This is a genomic window from Actinomadura madurae (assembly GCF_047130825.1).
In the GTDB taxonomy this organism is placed as follows: domain Bacteria; phylum Actinomycetota; class Actinomycetes; order Streptosporangiales; family Streptosporangiaceae; genus Spirillospora; species Spirillospora madurae.
In genome coordinates, this window is record NZ_CP083237.1 from 4101998 (window position 1) to 4117270 (window position 15273).

17 protein-coding genes are annotated in these 15273 nt (G+C 72.7%); 8 read left to right on the forward strand and 9 right to left on the reverse strand.

All coding sequences use genetic code 11. The features are described from left to right. Window positions 1–47 precede the first annotated feature (47 nt). The 5 genes from K8Z49_RS18545 (at window position 48) to K8Z49_RS18565 (ending at window position 4415) form a co-directional block, all read left to right on the forward strand. Entirely contained in the window at window positions 48–1553 is a 1506-nt protein-coding gene (locus K8Z49_RS18545; RefSeq protein ID WP_412519996.1) for an FAD-dependent oxidoreductase, read from the forward strand. 91 nt (window positions 1554–1644) lie between these two features. After that, window positions 1645–2481, forward strand: a complete 837-nt coding sequence (locus K8Z49_RS18550) for an alpha/beta fold hydrolase (RefSeq protein ID WP_218163793.1) — start codon at window positions 1645–1647, stop codon at window positions 2479–2481. A 13-nt stretch (window positions 2482–2494) separates the two neighbouring features. Further along, window positions 2495–3550 (forward strand): alpha/beta hydrolase, encoded by a 1056-nt coding sequence (locus K8Z49_RS18555; protein WP_412519998.1) that lies wholly within the window; start codon window positions 2495–2497, stop codon window positions 3548–3550. 56 nt (window positions 3551–3606) lie between these two features. After that, window positions 3607–3948 carry an ArsR/SmtB family transcription factor gene (locus K8Z49_RS18560; RefSeq protein ID WP_412520000.1) on the forward strand — a complete coding sequence of 114 codons (342 nt, stop codon included), beginning with the start codon at window positions 3607–3609 and terminating at the stop codon, window positions 3946–3948. Then, window positions 3945–4415 carry an SRPBCC domain-containing protein gene (locus tag K8Z49_RS18565; protein ID WP_021592382.1) on the forward strand — a complete coding sequence of 157 codons (471 nt, stop codon included), beginning with the start codon at window positions 3945–3947 and terminating at the stop codon, window positions 4413–4415. The genes K8Z49_RS18560 and K8Z49_RS18565 overlap by 4 nt, the downstream gene beginning before the upstream one ends. Before the next feature lie 47 nt (window positions 4416–4462). Here K8Z49_RS18565 and K8Z49_RS18570 read toward each other — a convergent pair whose 3' ends face one another. Together K8Z49_RS18570 and K8Z49_RS18575 are read right to left on the reverse strand one after the other, a co-directional pair. Then, a complete protein-coding gene (locus K8Z49_RS18570) occupies window positions 4463–4837 on the reverse strand; it encodes a glyoxalase superfamily protein (protein ID WP_021592383.1) in 375 nt (124 codons plus the stop codon). A 130-nt stretch (window positions 4838–4967) separates the two neighbouring features. Beyond that, window positions 4968–5393 (reverse strand): hypothetical protein, encoded by a 426-nt coding sequence (locus K8Z49_RS18575; RefSeq protein ID WP_143118654.1) that lies wholly within the window; start codon window positions 5391–5393, stop codon window positions 4968–4970. A gap of 146 nt (window positions 5394–5539) precedes the next feature. Between K8Z49_RS18575 and K8Z49_RS18580 the strand changes: the two genes are divergently transcribed. Both K8Z49_RS18580 and K8Z49_RS18585 read left to right on the forward strand, forming a co-directional pair. Continuing rightward, entirely contained in the window at window positions 5540–6193 is a 654-nt protein-coding gene (locus K8Z49_RS18580; RefSeq protein ID WP_111830082.1) for a response regulator transcription factor, read from the forward strand. 5 nt (window positions 6194–6198) lie between these two features. Next, on the forward strand, window positions 6199–7437 hold the full coding sequence (locus K8Z49_RS18585) for a sensor histidine kinase (protein ID WP_412520004.1): 1239 nt from the start codon (window positions 6199–6201) through the stop codon (window positions 7435–7437). On the opposite strand, the gene K8Z49_RS18590 is transcribed toward K8Z49_RS18585, so the two are convergent. The 3 genes from K8Z49_RS18590 to K8Z49_RS18600 form a co-directional block, all read right to left on the reverse strand. Further along, window positions 7324–9588 (reverse strand): FtsX-like permease family protein, encoded by a 2265-nt coding sequence (locus K8Z49_RS18590; protein WP_412520006.1) that lies wholly within the window; start codon window positions 9586–9588, stop codon window positions 7324–7326. The two genes, K8Z49_RS18585 and K8Z49_RS18590, sit on opposite strands and share 114 nt — an antisense overlap. Further along, window positions 9585–10259: an ABC transporter ATP-binding protein gene (locus K8Z49_RS18595; protein WP_083598159.1), complete on the reverse strand. Its 675-nt coding sequence runs from the start codon at window positions 10257–10259 to the stop codon at window positions 9585–9587. Before K8Z49_RS18595 ends, K8Z49_RS18590 begins: the two co-directional genes overlap by 4 nt. Before the next feature lie 91 nt (window positions 10260–10350). Then, entirely contained in the window at window positions 10351–11493 is a 1143-nt protein-coding gene (locus tag K8Z49_RS18600) for an acyl-CoA dehydrogenase family protein (RefSeq protein WP_075022976.1), read from the reverse strand. A 79-nt stretch (window positions 11494–11572) separates the two neighbouring features. Here K8Z49_RS18600 and K8Z49_RS18605 point away from each other — a divergent pair, with 79 nt between their 5' ends. Next, on the forward strand, window positions 11573–12274 hold the full coding sequence (locus K8Z49_RS18605) for a MerR family transcriptional regulator (protein WP_021592390.1): 702 nt from the start codon (window positions 11573–11575) through the stop codon (window positions 12272–12274). Here the strand turns inward: K8Z49_RS18605 and K8Z49_RS18610 are convergent. The 4 genes from K8Z49_RS18610 to K8Z49_RS18625 form a co-directional block, all read right to left on the reverse strand. After that, complete coding sequence (locus tag K8Z49_RS18610; RefSeq protein WP_021592391.1) at window positions 12271–13764, reverse strand: polyamine aminopropyltransferase; 1494 nt, start codon at window positions 13762–13764, stop codon at window positions 12271–12273. The two genes, K8Z49_RS18605 and K8Z49_RS18610, sit on opposite strands and share 4 nt — an antisense overlap. Window positions 13765–13886: 122 nt before the next feature. Then, the gene (locus K8Z49_RS18615; protein WP_021592392.1) at window positions 13887–14324 is read right to left on the reverse strand and encodes a DUF350 domain-containing protein; all 438 of its coding nucleotides are present in this window, start codon (window positions 14322–14324) and stop codon (window positions 13887–13889) included. A gap of 10 nt (window positions 14325–14334) precedes the next feature. Then, window positions 14335–14769 carry a DUF4247 domain-containing protein gene (locus K8Z49_RS18620; RefSeq protein ID WP_412520010.1) on the reverse strand — a complete coding sequence of 145 codons (435 nt, stop codon included), beginning with the start codon at window positions 14767–14769 and terminating at the stop codon, window positions 14335–14337. Next, window positions 14766–15272 (reverse strand): DUF2617 family protein, encoded by a 507-nt coding sequence (locus K8Z49_RS18625; protein ID WP_021592394.1) that lies wholly within the window; start codon window positions 15270–15272, stop codon window positions 14766–14768. Before K8Z49_RS18625 ends, K8Z49_RS18620 begins: the two co-directional genes overlap by 4 nt. Window position 15273 lies beyond the last annotated feature (1 nt).

Genomic DNA, 15273 nt, shown 5'->3' on the forward strand with positions numbered 1-15273 from the left:
CTTACGGTGTGGCCGCGCCGAGATCCCGAGGCCGGAGGGGACGTCACGTGGGAGCACCCGGGTGGGACGACGAGTACGACGTGGTGGTCGCCGGGTCGGGCGCCGGCGCGATGGCGGGGGCGCTGACCGCGGCCTCGGCCGGGCTCCGGACCGCCGTCCTGGAGAAGACGGGGCTGCTCGGCGGGACGTCCGCGTACTCGGGCTCGGCGATCTGGCTGCCCGGGACGCGGGTGCAGGAGCGGGCGGGGATCGGCGACTCGGCCGAGGCGGCGCGCGCCTACCTGCGGGCCCTCCTCGGCGACGGCGCCGCCGCGCACCGGGAGGCGTTCCTGGAGACGGCGCCCGAGCTGGTGGACTTCCTGGAGGCGGACCCGGCGATCGAGTTCGAGTTCCGGCCCTTCCCCGACTACTTCGACGCGCCGGGGCGGCTGGACATGGGGCGCTCGTTCGTCCCGCTGGACCTGCCCGTGGAGCGGCTCGGGGAGCGGGCGGGGCTGGTCCGCCCGCCGGTCGACCGCGACAGGACGGGACGCGGGCACTCGTCCAGGCCGATGGCGCAGGGGCGCGCGCTGATCGGGCGGCTGCTGCTGGCGCTCACCGCGACCGGGAACGGCGTCGTCCGCACCCGGACCCCGCTGACCGGGCTGATCATGGAGGGCGGGCGGGTCGCCGGCGTGGAGGCCGGCGGGCTCAGGCTGCGCGCGGCGCGCGGCGTGCTCCTGGCGGCCGGCGGCTTCGAGTCCTCGGCCGCGCTGCGGGCCGGGCGCGGCGTCCCGGGCGACGCGCGGTGGACGATGGCCCCGGACGGCGCGAACACGGGCGACGCGATCGAGGCCGCCGTCCGGGTCGGCGCGTCCACCGGCCTGCTGGACCAGGCGTGGTTCTGCCCCGGCCTCCTGACCCCGGACGGGCGGCCCGCGTTCACGCTCGGCTTCCGGGGCGGGCTGATCGTGGACGGGTCGGGACACCGGTTCGCCAACGAGTCCCTCCCGTACGACCGGATGGGACGGCGGATGGCCGCGTCCGAGGGCCCCTTCCACCTGATCTTCGACTCGCGGACGCGAGGGCTCCCGGCGCTCTCCGTCCCGCCGCTGGCGGCGGACGAGCAACGGGCGTCCGGCGCCTGGGTCGAGGCGGGCACGCTGGACGAGCTGGCCGCGAAGACCGGGCTCCCGGCGGACGCGCTCACCAGGACGGTCGAGCGGTTCAACGGGTTCGCCCAGAAGGGCGTGGACGAGGACTTCCATCGCGGCGAGGACCCCTACGACCTGTTCTTCACCGGCGGCAAGCCCTGCCTCGTCGCCGTCGACGAGCCGCCGTACGTCGCGGCGGAGCTCGTCCTGAGCGACCTCGGGACCAAGGGCGGGCTGCGCACCGACCCCGACGGCCGCGTCCTGGACGGCGCGGACCGTCCCATCCCCGGGCTCTACGCCGCAGGCAACACCAGCGCCTCGTTCACCGGGCCCGTCTATCCGGGGCCGGGCATCCCGATCGGATCGGCGATGGCCTTCGCCTACCGCGCCGTCCAGGACATGAGACAGCGAAACGCGTGACCTGCGCGTGTGGCCCGTCCACATGGGGCGGGGCGGCCGCATAGGCGCTGGTCACCTTGCCGTGCCGGGGCCATTGGGCGACGGTGTGAGGGTGTCCGGCCTGCGCGTCCCCTCCTACACCTCCGTCCCGGTGGACGGAGGTGAGCTGACCGTCGCCGTGTGGGGCGACCTTTCGGACGGCGCACCCGTGCTCGCCGTCCACGGCATCACGGCGTCGAGCATGGCGTGGATCGAGACCGCCACGCGGCTTCCTGGCCCGGTGGTGGCCCCGGACCTGCGCGGACGTGGCGGCAGCGGCACCCTGAGCGGCCCGTACGGGATGGCCTCGCACGCCCGGGACTGCATCACCGTGCTGGACGCGCTCGGGATCGATCGGGCCCGCGTCGCCGGGCATTCGATGGGCGGGTTCGTCGCGGCCGTCCTCGCCCACCGACGTCCCGAGCGCGTGGCGCGGCTGGTGCTCGTGGACGGCGGCGCACCGCTGCCCGCACCGCCCGGCGGCCCGGAGACGGTGCTCGGCCCGGCCGCGCGGCGGCTGCGGATGCGGTTCCCGAGCCGGGAGGCGTACCGCGACCACTGGCGGGCGCATCCGGCGTTCGCCGGCTGGACGCCCGCCGCCGAGGCCTACGTCGACTACGACCTGACCGGCGCGGACGGCGGATTCCGCAGCAGGGCGTCCGAGGAGGCCATGGCCGCCGACTTCGTCGACCTGCACTCGGGCGCGGCGCCGCGGGAGGCGTACGAGGCGCTGCCGCCCGGCACGCCGTTCCTGCGCGCCGAGCGCGGCCTGCTGGACGAGACGCCGCCGCTCTACCCCGACCCGTCCGCCCTGGCGAAGCTCGACGTCACCACGGTCGCCGGGACGAACCACTACTCGATCCTGTTCGCCGACGCCGGCGCGAAGGCCGTCGCCGCGGCCCTGTCGTGACAAGGAGAGCGCCATGACATCGCTGCTCGGCGGGATCACCGCGCGCACCGTCCCCACCGGCCGGCTACGGGTGAACGTCCTGGAGGTCGCCGGACGGGAGGCGGGCGAGCCGGTGGTCCTCGTCCACGGGAACGTCTCGTCCAGCCTGTTCTGGCAGCGGACGATGCTCGACCTGCCCGCCGGGTACCGCCCGGTGGCGGTCGACCTGCGCGGTTTCGGTGACACCGACCCCCTCCCGGTCGATGCCACGCGAGGCGTGCGCGACTACTCCGACGATGTCGCCGCGACGATCGACGCGCTCGGCCTCGGCCCGGTGCACCTGGCCGGCTGGAGCCTGGGCGGCGGGGTGGTCCTGCAACTCCTGCGCGACCGTCCCGGCTCGGTCCGGACTGTGACGCTGGTGAACCCCGTGTCCCCGTACGGCTTCGGCGGCACGCGAGGGGCGTCCGGCACGCCGTACGACGACCTCGGCACCGGATCGGGCGGCGGCACCGCGAACCCCGACTTCGTGCGGCTGCTGCGGGAGGGCGACCGCACCGACGGCTCCCCGCTGTCACCGCGCCGGGTCCTGCGTTCGTTCTACGTGAAGCCGCCGTTCGCCCCGGCCGACGAGGACATGCTCGTCGAGTCGATGCTCAGCACCCGGATCGGCGACGACCACTACCCCGGCGACACGGTGAAGGCCGACGGCTGGCCGGGGGTCGCGGCGGGGCGGCGCGGCGTCCTGAACACGATCGCGCCCGGCAACTTCCGCCTGGACGACCTGCACACGATCTCCCCGAAGCCGCCGATCGGGTGGATCCGCGGCGACTCCGACCAGATCGTGTCCGACACGTCGATGTTCGACCTCGCCCATCTGGGGTCGCTCGGCGCCGTTCCCGGCTGGCCGGGCGCGGAGTCTTGTCCGGCGCAGCCCATGCTGGCCCAGACCCGGGCCGTCCTGGACGCCTACGCCGCGGCGGGCGGCGGATACGAGGAGATCGTCATCCCCGAGACCGGCCACAGCCCCCACATCGAGAAGCCGGCCGAGTTCGCCGCCGCCCTGATGCGGATCCTCACCAGCGCCTAGACTCGCGAACACTTAGCCCTTGCACTAAGTATTGGGCGCGCGCAATACTTAGCCACATGGCACAGTATTCGGCGCAACTGGACGGCGTCTTCGTCGCCCTGGCCGACCCGACCCGGCGCGCCGTCGTCCGGCGGCTCGGCCGCGGACCGGCGAGCGTCGGGGACCTCGCCCGCGAGTTCCCGATCACCCTCCCCTCGTTCATGAAGCACGTGCGGACGCTCGAAGCGAACGGGCTGATCCGCACGGTCAAGTCCGGCCGGGTGCGCACCTGCGTGCTCGACCGCGAGCGGCTCGCCCTCGTCGACGACTGGCTCGCCGAGCAGCGCCGGATCTGGGAGGAGCGCACCGACCGTCTCGAACGGTTCGTCACCGACCCCGATGAGGAGAACCCACGATGAATCCCGACCTCGACCTCGGCCTGGAGCGGATCATCCGCGCACCGCGCGCCACCGTGTGGCGGGCCTGGACCGACCCGTCCCGGCTGGAGCGGTGGTGGGTCCCGGCCCCGGCCCGCTGCCGGGTGGACCGCCTGGAGCTGCGGCCCGGCGGTGCGTTCGTGACCCGGATGAGCGACGACGGCGCCGAGTTCGTCCCGCACATGAACGCGTGCTTCCTCGCCGTCGACGAGCTCGAACGGCTCGTGTTCACCAACGCGATCGACAGCACGTGGCGCCCGGCGCACCCGGCCCCGGTGCCGATGACCGCCACGATCACGCTGGACGACCACCCGGACGGCACCGACTACCGGATCGTCGTCCGGCACGGCGACCCGGAATCCCGCGACCACCACGACAAGCTCGGCTTCGCCGACGGCTGGGGCACGGTCGCCGCCCAACTCGCCGCGTTCGCGGAGGGTGCCCGATGAAGATCGCCCTCACCGAGGGCGTCGCCGCCCTCACCTGACCCCCGCCGTCAGCTCGGGCGGGTCGGCTGCTGGACGTTCCAGCCGTTCCCGTCCGGGTCCTGGAAGAAGACGAAGCGGCCCCAGGGGAACTCCTGGACCTCGCTGACGTCGACGCCCCGGGCGGCCAGCTCGGCGCGGGCGGCGTCGGCGTCCTCGACGACCAGTTGCAGGCCCTGGACGGAACCGGGGGCCGTCTCGGTGCCGAGGCCGGTGCCGATGGAGATCGAGCAGGCCGACCCGGGCGGCGTCAGCTGGACGAACCGGATCTCCTCGTTCACCTTGTGGTCGTGGTCGAGGTCGAACCCGGCCTTGTCGACGTAGAAGGCCTTGGCGCGGTCGACGTCCGAGACGGGGACGTTGACGAGTTCCAGCTTGAAGTCCACGGCGGTCCTTTCGGCAAGGGTGTCCGGCGGGACCAATCGTCCCACCGCGAGGCCGGGCCGGCGCCCGGGATGGCGTCGTCGTGGACAAGTCAGGGGAGCCCTTTGGCCGCCGGAGGGGCCGCGGAGGCGGTCAGAAGATGTGCTGGTCGACCTTGCGGCGTTCCTCTGAGGACAGCAGGTCCCAGGGCAGCAGCGGGATCGTCGCCTGTCCCGCGGGCAGGTAGGTCAGGGTGACCGACATGTTCCCCGGGTCCCTGAGCAGCATCCAGTGGGCCAGGTCGACCGCGCCGGACGAGTAGCCCGAGGAGTGCATGATCGGGTCGAGCAGGGCCAGGTAGCCGTTCGGAAGCAGCTCCTTGCGGATCTTCCGGAACTTGACGGTCGGGAAGAAGCTCACCACGAGGAACAGGCTGCCGAACGCCTGGTTCCGGTGCGCGATCTGCCGGCCGGGCGGCGGGGTCAGGTCGGCGTTCACGACGTAGTCGAGGACGGCCGGCCCCCCGAGCTCCCGCCAGGTGTCGCGCCCGGTCAGCTCCTCCGTGAGGTCGGCGGTCATGCGCTCCACATGCTTGATCATTAATGGGCGCGCCCACTCGTTGGCTCCGTTCACGCGGCTCCCTCCGCCGGGATGATCTTATTCGCCGATCGTGTGCGGGAGCGGCGTTAACCGCCGGCTTATGGGCGTTCTGCGGCAATGAGGGGATGCGGGTTCTGGTGGTCGAGGACGAGCGGTTCCTCGCCGATCTGGTGGCGGAAGGGCTGCGCGAGCGGGCGATGGCGGTCGACGTCGCCTACGACGGGGACGGCGCGCTGGTGCGGCTCGCGGTCAACGACTACGACGTCCTCGTGCTGGACCGGGACCTGCCCGGGGTGCACGGGGACGACATCTGCCGCGAGCTGGCGCGGAGCGGGGAGCCGGTGCGCATCCTGATGCTCACCGCGTCCGGGGCCGTGCACGAGCGGGTCGACGGCCTGAACCTGGGGGCGGACGACTACCTGGCCAAGCCGTTCGCGTTCGACGAGCTGGTGGCGCGGGTCAACGCGCTGGCCCGCCGGAACGCGCCGCCGCTGCCGCCCGTCCTGGAGCACGGCGGCCTCACCCTCGACACGGCGCGGCGGCAGGCGTTCCGCGATGGGCGCTACCTGCCGCTCTCCCGCAAGGAGTACGCGGTGCTGGAGGTTCTCATGCAGGCGCGCGGCACGGTCGTCAGCACCGAGAACCTGCTGGAACGGGCGTGGGACGAGAACACCGACCCGTTCACCACCGTCGTGAAGGTGACCATGAGCAAGCTGCGGGCCAAGCTCGGGGACCCGCCCGTCATCGTCACCGTGCCCGGAAGCGGGTACCGGCTGTGAGGCCGATGACGATCCGGGCGCGGATGACGCTGCTCTACGGCGGGCTCTTCACCGTGATCACGCTGGGCGTGCTCGGCACCGTGCTGTGGATCCAGCAGAGGATCGTGGACGACAGGGTGCAGGACGTCCCCTTCGTGGCACAGGCCGTCGAGTGCCGTCCCGGCGCCGCCGAGGGTTCCTGCCCCTCTCCCCCGCCGGAGGCGAGGCGGGTCGTCGGGCGGGAGGAGTTCCAGGACGGCCTCGTCGACTCGCAGAAGGTCGTCGTCCTCGGCGCCATCGTGGTGATCGCCGTGCTGGCGTTCGCGGTGTGCTGGTGGCTGACCGGGCGGCTGCTGCGGCCGCTGCACCGCGTCACCGCCACCGCCCGCCGCCTGTCGCTGTCCACCCTGCACGAGCGCATCGCGCTGGACGGTCCGCAGGACGAGGTGAAGGAGCTGGCCGACACCTTCGACGCCATGCTCGACCGGCTGGAGGAGGCGGTCGACAGCCAGCGCCGCTTCATCGCCAACGCGTCCCACGAGCTGCGCACCCCCCTCGCCATCCAGCGGACCGCCATCGAGGTCGGGCTGGCCGGCCCCTCCCCGGAGAGGCTCGACGAGATCCGGGCCGAGATGCTGCGCAACACCCGGCGGTCCGAGCGGCTCATCGAGGGGCTGCTCGTCCTCGCCCAGGGCGAGCGCGGGCTCGACACCCGCGTCCCGGTGGACCTCGAAGCCGTCGTCGGGCAGGTCGTCGAGGACGGCGCGGCGCTCGCGAAGACCGGCGGTGTCACCGTCAGCACCGCCCTCCAGCAGGTCACGGTCTCCGGCGACGAGGTCCTTCTCACCCGGATGGCCGCCAACCTGGTGCGGAACGCGGTCCTGCACAACCATCCCGGCGGGGACGTCCGGGTCGAGCTGTCGAGCGGCGGGCTGGTCGTCCGCAACACCGGCCCGGAGATCACCGCCGACCAGGTGGACGGGCTGTTCGAGCCGTTCCGGAGGCTGCACGCCGACCGGACGGGATCGGCCGAGGGGGCGGGTCTCGGCCTGTCGATCGTCGCCGCCATCGCCGCCGCGCACGGCTTCGCCGTGGAGGCCACGGCCAACCCCCGCGGCGGGCTGACGGTGGCCGTGGCCTTCACGGCGCCCTCATTCGCTGCGCAGCACCGCGGCGGTGCGGGTCGCGGCGGCCCGTCCGGCGGGCGGCCAGGCGCCGAGGACGGCGACGACCGGCCCGGCGCAGGCGAGCGAAGCCAGCAGTGACCACGAGTAGACGTGGATCCACGACGCGGCCATCCCGCTGCCGAGCAGCTCGCCGGTCAGCTCCACGACGCCGTGGTGGGCGAGCACGCCGAGCGGAACCCCGGCGGCGCCGGCGGCGGCCCCGAGCGCGGCCATGGACGTCACCATCATCAGCACCACCTGCCGCGGCGACATCCCGATCGCCTTGAGCACGCCGAGGTCGCGGGCGCGCTCCCGGGCGCTGAGCACCACGCTGTTCAGCACCCCGAGCGCCGCGGTCGTGCAGATGATCAGTGAGAACAGCAGGAAGAGGCCGCTGAAGATCGCACTACCGCCGAGGTCGGACTCGCTGACCTCGGCGTACAGCCCGCCGCCCGCGTTGATCCGCGCGGCGTAGGCCGCCGGGTCCGTCCCCGGCTTCACGATCACCGAGACCGGCCGGACCTCGTCCCCGGTGGCGGGAAGGCTCGCCGCGTCCAGCATCAGCCTCTTGGCGTCATCGTGGGAGAACGCGCCCACGATGCGCACCGTGACCTGCTTCTCGTCCACCCGCAGGGTCAGGTCGTCGCCGACGTCCAGATGATTGAGCCGCATGAACGCCTCGCTCGGAACGATCTCGCCGGGCCGGCTGAACCAGCGCCCGCGGACGAGGTTGTCACCGAGGAACGCCCGGTAGTCACCGCGGTAGGTCTCGGCGTGGAGCTTGGAGGGCGATCCCGGCACCGTCACCACCGTGTTGCCGGACGACATCATGTGCGCGGTCCCGGGCTGCGCGCGCACCGCGGCGAAGATCTCCTGCTCGGACACGCCGGACGGCCCGCTGCGCGGGTCCGGCCCCACCTGGACGGACGTGTGCCCCTCGGTGTCCGCCGTCAGGATGCCGAGGACGGTCTGCTGGAGCCCCGTCCCCATCGTCACCGCGGCCACGCCGAGGCAGAGCCCCGCGAGCGTGAGCGCCGCCCTGGCGGGACGCGCGACCGGCAGGCTCAGCCCCAGCCCGAGCGAGGCGGGCAGCCGGGTCCGCGCCAGCCACCGCTGCGCGCGCCGGCCGCGTCCCCGCCGCGACACGGTCCCGGCGCTGATCGCCTGGACGGCCGGGAGCCGTCCGGCCCGCAGCGCCGGAAGGACCGACACCAGCACCACCAGCGCGAGGACGCCCGCACCCGCCGCCACGGCCAGCACAGAGTCGGCGCCTCCGGTGGACGGCAGGTCGAACCCGGACGCCAGGTCCGCCGCCATCTTCCCGGCGAGCAGGTGCCCCGCCACCAGGCCCACCGCGCAGCCGAGCACCGCCGGAGCCAGGACCGCCATGACGAAGACGGCGGTCACCTGGGCCGGGGTGAAGCCGATCGCCTTCATCACACCGATGCGCCGGTAGCCGGAGATCACCGCGCCGCCGACCACGTTCGCGATCAGGAACACCGACACGGCCATCGCGAGGGCGCCGAACACCGTGACGAACGGGATCAGCTGCCTGAACTCCTTCTCGAACTCCTGCCGGAAGGTGAGGTAGGACTCGAACCCCCGCGTCGGCAGCCCGCCGGTCGCCGCGGACACGCTCTCACGAACCTGGGACGCGTCGCCGGCACGCGCGAACCGGTACTCCATCATCAGCCCGTCCGGCCGCAGGGAGCCGATCTGCTCCGGCGTCACCCAGCCGCCGGGCCCGGAGTCGGTCGCCGAAGTGGCGAACCCGACGACGGTGAGGTCCGCCGAGACGCTGCTTCCCAGCCTCAGCGGGCCCATGGGTTTGCCCCGGAGCACGATCTCCCCGGCCTTCTCGGCCCACCGCCCGGACGTGATCGTCAGCCGGTCGACCGGCCCGCCGGGGCTGGCCCGCCCGGCGACGAGCAGGCCGCCGTCCCCCTCGATCGGCCCGCGCGTCCGCGCCAGGGTGGCCGTCTGGAAGGGCCCCGCCGCGGCGGTGACGCCGGACGCCTTCGCGGTCGCCGCCGCCTGCGCCGCCGACACCTTGGACGCGTCGAAGCTCACCGACGCGTGCGCCCCACGGGCCTTCTCGAAGGCGTCGTCGAACAGCGAGGTCGACGCGGACAGCAGGCCCAGCCCGAAGACCAGCGTCGCCGTGGACAGCGCCACGACCACGGCGACGCTGACCGTCTGCACCCCGCGCCGCCGCACCCCGGCCCGCGACGCCGCCCACACCGCGCTCATCGGACGCGCTCCTGCGCCGTCTCCCGGACGATCCGCCCGTCCACGAAATCGACGATCCGGGTGGCGCACCGGGCGGCCAGCGCCTGGTCATGGGTGACCAGCAGGACCGTCTGGCCCCTCCCGTTGAGGTCGAGCAGCAGGTCGATCACCTGCTCGCCGGTGGCGCTGTCGAGGGCCCCGGTCGGCTCGTCCGCGAGCAGCAGCGCCGGACGGTTCATCAGCGCCCGCGCCACCCCGACCCGCTGCCGCTCGCCGCCGCTCAGCACCGCCGGGTAGGCGTCCCGCCGCGCCGCGATGCCGAGCTCGTCCAGCAGCTCCAGCGCCCTCGCCCGCGCCTTGCGCGCCGGAAGGCCGGCCAGGCGCCCGGCCAGCGCGACGTTCTCCAGCGCGGGCAGGTCATCGAGCAGGTGGAAGAACTGGAACACCATCCCGACCCGCCGCCGGCGGAACCGGGCCAGCGCCGCCTCGCCCATGCCGGTGAGCTCCCGGCCGTCCACCGCCACCAGCCCGGACGTCGGCCGGTCCAGCCCCGCGACCATGTTCAGCAGCGTCGACTTCCCGCTGCCCGAGGGGCCCATCACCGCGACGGCCTCGCCGCGCCGGACCTCCAGCGTCACCCCGTCCAGCGCGGCGACGCTCCCGTAATCCTTCCGCACGGCACCAAGCCGCACGACCACTTCCTCATGCGCATCCACGCCCCCCAACGTGGCGCCCACGAGGTTTCACGGCGGTGAGCACGAACGCTAACCCCCGCCTTATACGTCAGACGCCGAGGGAGCGGCCGATGATCTCCTTCATGATTTCCGTGGTGCCGCCGAAGATGGTTTGGATGCGGACGTCCTGGTAGGCCTTGGCGATGGGGTATTCGGTCATGTAGCCGTAGCCGCCGTGGAGTTGGACGCAGCGGTCGACGACGCGCTTGAGCAGCTCGGTGTTCCACCACTTGAGCATCGCGGCCTCGTCCGCGGTCAGCTCGCCCTCGCTCTCCTTGAGGATGCACTCGTCGGTGAAGGAGCGGGCGATGGTCAGCTCCGTCTTCATCTCGGCGAGCGTGAAGCGGTTGTGCTGGAACTTGCCGATGGGACGGCCGAACGCCTCGCGGGTCTTGCAGTAGTCGAGGGTCCGCTCGAAGGCGTCCTCGGCGGCGGCCATCGCGGTGGCGCCGATGGACAGGCGCTCGCGGGCGAGGTTCGTCATCAGGTAGATGAAGCCCATGCCCTCCTCGCCGAGGAGGTTCTCCTCGGGGACGCGGACGTTGTCGAAGAACAGCTCGGCGGTGTCCTGGGCGTGCATGCCGACCTTGTCGAGGTTGCGGCCGCGCTCGAAGCCGTCCATGCCGCGCTCGACGACGAGGAGGCTGACGCCCTTCGCACCGGCGGACGGGTCGGTCTTGGCGACCACGATGACCAGGTCGGCGAGGATGCCGTTGGAGATGAAGGTCTTCGAGCCGTTGAGGACGTAGTGGTCGCCGTCCTTGACCGCGGTGGTCTTGATGCCCTGGAGGTCGGAGCCGGCGGCGGGCTCGGTCATCGCGATCGCGGTGATGATCTCGCCGGAGCAGTAGCCGGGGAACCAGCGCTGCTTCTGCTCGGCGCTGCACAACTGCCGCAGGTACCCGCCGTTGATGTCGTTGTGGACGGCGAAGCCGGGGCCGTGGATGCCGGCCTTCGCCAGTTCCTCGTTGAGGATCACGTAGTAGCGGTAGTCGGGGTCGCCGCCGCCTCCGAACTCCTCCGGCATGTCGATGCCGAGCAGGCCCGCGCGTCCCGCCGCCAGCCACACCTCGCGGGAGACGATGCCGTCCTTCTCCCACTGCTCGTGGAAGGGCGCGGCCTCCTTGGCGATGAAGGAGCGCACCATGTCGCGGAAGGCCTCGTGCTCCTCGGTGTAGATGTCCCGTCCCATCCGGCGGTCTCCCTCGGCGTAAGTGGCTGCTGATACACGATTAATGTAACACTGATGCTGTCACATAGAGGGAGGCGGGATGGAGCTCACCGTCGACGAACTGGCGGCGCGTGCCGGGGTCACCGTCCGCACCGTCCGGTTCTACGCCGGGCGCGGCCTGCTCCCGCCTCCGAGGCTGCGCGGCCGGACGGGCCTCTACGGCCCCGCCCATCTCGCGCGGCTCGAACTCGTCCGGGAACTGCAATCGCTCGGGCTGACGCTCGCCTCGATCGAGAAGCATCTGAAAAAAATTCCGCTGGACGCGCCCGCGGAGGACCTGGCGCTGCAGCGGGCGCTGCTGTCGCCGTGGGCGCCCGAACGGCCGGAGGAACTCGACCGGGACGAGCTGGACCGGCGGGTCGGACACCCGCTCGACGACGAGACGCTGAAGCGGCTGGAGGCCCTCGGGGTCGTCGAGCCGCTACCGGACGGCGCTGTGCGGGTCCTCAGCCCCGCCCTCCTCAGCAGCAGCGCCGAGCTGGCGCGGCTCCCGATGCCGCTGGAGACGCTGGTCGCCTCGCACGAGACCGTCGACCGGTACACGACCGCGCTGGCCGCCGAGCTCCAGCAGGTCTTCCAGGACACCGTCGTCCGCCCCTACCGGGAGGGCGGCCGCGCGCCCGAGGAGCGGGAACGGCTCATGGAGATGGCCGGGAAGCTCAAGCCGCTGATGATCCAGTCGCTCGTCACGTCGTTCCAGCGGGCGGTCGACAAGGCGATCCGGCAGTCGGTGCCCGACTAGGAGTTCTTCCACTCCTCGCCCTCGTACTCCACCAGGCGCGGGTGGACGAGGGTGTTGACGTCGACGTCCCGGCCGCGGCGGTCCTTGGGGAAGACCGCCGACGCCTGGAGGACCGCCGCGTCGAGGAAGCGGAGGCCGGGGGCGTCGGGCGCGAGACCGAGCGCCGGCTTCTCGGCAGGGGACGCCAGCACGTAGCCCCAATCACCGAAGCTCGGCACGTCCACGTGGTACGGGACGGTCACGAGACCGGCCGCGGCTATCGACTTCTGGATGCTCCAGAACGACTTGGGCGCGAAATAGGGCGAGCCGGACTGGACGACCATGCGCCCGCCGGGGGCGAGGGCGCGCTTGACCATGCCGTAGAACTCGACGGAGTACAGCTTGGCGGTGGACACGTCGTCGGGGTCCGGCATGTCCACGATGACCGCGTCGTACTGCTGGTCCAGATCGCGCAGCCAGGAGAACGCGTCGGCGGTGACGACCTTGGCGCGCGGGTCCTCGAACGAGTGCCGGTTGAGCGACACCAGGGGCTCGTACGTCCTGGCCAGGTGGATCATCTCCGGGTCCAGCTCGACGAGCGTCGCGCTCTGGACGTTCTCGTACCGCAGCACCTCGCGCAGCGCGAGCCCGTCCCCGCCGCCGAGGATCAGCACCCGCCCGTGCGGCCCCGACATCAGCGGGTGGACGAGCGACTCGTGGTACCGGTACTCGTCCACCGACGAGAACTGGAGATCCCCGTTCAGGAACAGCCGCAGGTCCGACGGCCCCGGGCCGGCCTGCCGCGTGATGACGATCTCCTGGTACCGGGTCCGCTTCGACAGCGCGATCGGGTCGGCGTACAGCGCCTGCCGCGCCGACACCTCGAACCCGTCCGCGAGCGCGTACGTCCCGCCGAGGACGGCGAGGACCGCGACCATGCCGAGCGCGAGCGCGATCCGCGCGACGCGCCCGACCTGCCCGCGGAACAGCCACAGCACGACCGCCATCCCGGCGACCGCGTTGACGGCGCCGACGAGCAGCGCGCCCTTGATGTGCCCGAACGCGGGCAGCAGCAGGAACGGGAACGCCAGGCCGCCGATCAGCGCGCCCACGTAGTCGGCCGCGAACAGGTCGGCGACCGCGGACCCCGCGTCCTGCTTGCGGATCCGCTGCAGCAGCGTCATCAGCAGCGGGATCTCCGCGCCGATCAGCGCGCCGACCGCGAACGCCACCACCACCAGCGCCGGGACGTACAGGTCGAGCCACGCGAACGCCGCGTACAACACCAGGACCGACACCCCGCCGATCAGCGCGAGCGCGCCCTCCACCACCGCGAACGCCACCACCGGGCGGCCCTGCAGCGGCTTGGCGAGCAGCGAGCCGATGCCCATGGCGAACACCATGACCGACAGGACGATCGACGCCTGGGTGACGGAGTTGCCGACGAGGTAGCTGCCGAGCGCGACCAGGGCCAGCTCGTACACCAGCCCGCACGCCGCGCACGCGAACACGGCGGCGAGGACCAGCGCCCGCGCCGCCCGCGCCGGGACGCGCGGCCGCCCCGGGCCGTCCCCCTCGGGCGGGGACGTGTCCGGGGCGGTCGGGCGGACGGCCTGGTCCAGGTCGCGGGGCGTCAGGAGACCGCCCCGGCCACGATCGCGGCGACGCCCAGGTCGGCGGCGGCGACGACCCAGCCCGCCGGGTGGATCGCGGTGCCCGCGCCGTCGGTGCCGACGAGCGTCGCGCCGAGCTTGCCGGGCGTCAGCACGTCCAGCAGCAGGAACGCCACGACCATCAGCACGATGCCGATGCCGCCGAACACCGCCGTGTCGATCAGCCCGTCGCTCAGGTCGTTGTCGCTGGTGATGATCGCGGTGGTGACGATCATGCCGACGCTGAAGAGCTTGACCGCCAGCAGCAGCGCCGCGCCCCGGTTGCCCTCGGTCCAGATCTGCTTGCCGAGCTTGCCGGGCGTCGTCACCTCCACCACCAGGTAGCCGAGCGCCATCAGCGCGATGCCCACCGCGCCGTAGGCGAACGTCGCGCCGATCTCCTGCAGGATGTCGTTCATCTGTCGCTCCTCATTTACCCGACCCTGGGCCGCCGCCGCGGAAGGATGCGGCGCCGCTGCTCGTCCATCCGTTGCTGCCGGGGCTGCTCCAGCGTCCGCTCACGTGGGAGTAGTGGCGGCTGTAACCGCGGCGCGCGCTGTCGACCGTGATCCGGCTCCCGGCCCCGTTCGGCAGGACGCCGACGACCAGCTTCGGGTAGCGCATGAAGATGCCGCCGTTCGCGCCCATGGTGGCCATGTCGTCCACCCGGTCGATGGGCTTGAACTTGCGGCCGATCTCCGAGGCGACCGTCTGCGGGGGTTTCCCGGACCGGTAGGTGTCCGACCCGGTCTTGGTGTACTTGTCGGCGATCCACGACTTCTCCGAGGTGCCGCAGCCCCCGAGCGTCGCGACGGTCACGGCGGCGGCGACCATAGCGCCCGCCACCTGGTATCTGCTGCTCACGATGGTCTCACCAACCGGCTCCGCGTCATGACGATCTCCCGGGTCTGGGGGTAGGCGTGCCAGGTCCGCCAGCCGAGCCCGGCCTCTTCCCGCGCTGTCTCTTCCAAGGTCAGGGCGGTGACGGCGTGCGGGGAGCCGGGGAAGGCCCCGGTCAGCGCGTCACCGCGGTCCGCGAGCCGCGCGCACACCGCCTCGACGGCGCGGGCGAACGCCGTCGCGTCGCTGTGCGCCGCGGTCGTCGCGGCGAAGTCGTAGGTCCAGCCGGGCACGGTCGTGCTCGCGCGGCCGGGGAGCGGCTCGGTGGCGTCCGGCAGGCACGCCACCGTCTCGCTCAGCGGCCCGGCGATCACCTGGTGGGACGCGCCGAGCAGGCGGAACTGCACCGTCAGCCCGGCGCGCTCCACCGGCAGGACGGCGAGGGCGTCCAGCGGCGGCAGCCCGAGCGCGAACGAGAGGCCGTCGGCGCGCGCGTCGGCGTAGGGGGTCTGGAGGGTGGCGCGCAAG